This window comes from Streptomyces sp. NPDC045021 (genome assembly GCF_056432645.1).
This window is the reverse complement of record NZ_JBWKIQ010000038.1, coordinates 1501-3048: the sequence shown is the minus strand read 5'-3', so window position 1 is coordinate 3048 and position 1548 is coordinate 1501. Positions and strand designations below refer to the sequence as shown.

The window sequence follows — 1548 nt, the reverse complement described above, 5'->3', positions numbered from 1 at the left end:
GGCAAGTTTTTAAGGGCGCACGGTGGATGCCTTGGCACCAGGAACCGATGAAGGACGCGAGAGGCCGCGATAGGCCCCGGGGAGCTGTCAACTGAGCTGTGATCCGGGGGTGTCCGAATGGGGAAACCCGGCAGTCGTCATGGGCTGTCACCCATACCTGAACACATAGGGTATGTGGAGGGAACGCGGGGAAGTGAAACATCTCAGTACCCGCAGGAAGAGAAAACAACCGTGATTCCGGGAGTAGTGGCGAGCGAAACCGGATGAGGCCAAACCGTATGCGTGTGATACCCGGCAGGGGTTGCGTATACGGGGTTGTGGGATCGTACTTCAACAGTCTGCCGGCTGTTGGGCGAGTCAGAAACCGTATGGATAGGCGAAGGACATGCGAAAGGTCCGGCGTAGAGGGTAAGACCCCCGTAGCTGAAATCTGTACGGCTTGCTTGTACGACACCCAAGTAGCACGGGGCCCGAGAAATCCCGTGTGAATCTGGCGGGACCACCCGCTAAGCCTAAATATTCCCTGGTGACCGATAGCGGATAGTACCGTGAGGGAATGGTGAAAAGTACCGCGGGAGCGGAGTGAAATAGTACCTGAAACCGTGTGCCTACAAGCCGTGGGAGCGTCGGATCACATGCTTGCATGTGGTCTCGTGACTGCGTGCCTTTTGAAGAATGAGCCTGCGAGTTTGCGGTGTGTGGCGAGGTTAACCCGTGTGGGGTAGCCGTAGCGAAAGCGAGTCCGAATAGGGCGATTGAGTCGCGCGCCCAAGACCCGAAGCGGAGTGATCTAGCCATGGGCAGGTTGAAGCGGAGGTAAGACTTCGTGGAGGACCGAACCCACCAGGGTTGAAAACCTGGGGGATGACCTGTGGTTAGGGGTGAAAGGCCAATCAAACTCCGTGATAGCTGGTTCTCCCCGAAATGCATTTAGGTGCAGCGTCGCGTGTTTCTTGCCGGAGGTAGAGCACTGGATAGGCGATGGGCCCTACCGGGTTACTGACCTTAGCCAAACTCCGAATGCCGGTAAGTGAGAGCGCGGCAGTGAGACTGTGGGGGATAAGCTCCATGGTCGAGAGGGAAACAGCCCAGAGCATCGACTAAGGCCCCTAAGCGTACGCTAAGTGGGAAAGGATGTGGAGTCGCAGAGACAACCAGGAGGTTGGCTTAGAAGCAGCCATCCTTGAAAGAGTGCGTAATAGCTCACTGGTCAAGTGATTCCGCGCCGACAATGTAGCGGGGCTCAAGCGTACCGCCGAAGTCGTGTCATTCCCGTGTGAAGCCCTAACGGGTGCGGGGATGGGTAGGGGAGCGTCGTGTGCCGGGTGAAGCGGCGGCGGAAGCCAGTCGTGGACGGTACACGAGTGAGAATGCAGGCATGAGTAGCGATACACACGTGGGAAACGTGTGCGCCGATTGACTAAGGGTTCCTGGGTCAAGCTGATCTGCCCAGGGTAAGTCGGGACCTAAGGCGAGGCCGACAGGCGTAGTCGATGGACAACCGGTTGATATTCCGGTACCCGCTTTGAAACGCCCAGTATCGAACCA

1 rRNA gene (only partly in view) is annotated in these 1548 nt (G+C 57.6%); it reads left to right on the top strand.

The features are described 5' to 3' along the window. Positions 1 to 1548, top strand: a 23S ribosomal RNA gene (locus tag AC07DC_RS41940); it runs 1495 nt beyond the window's last position.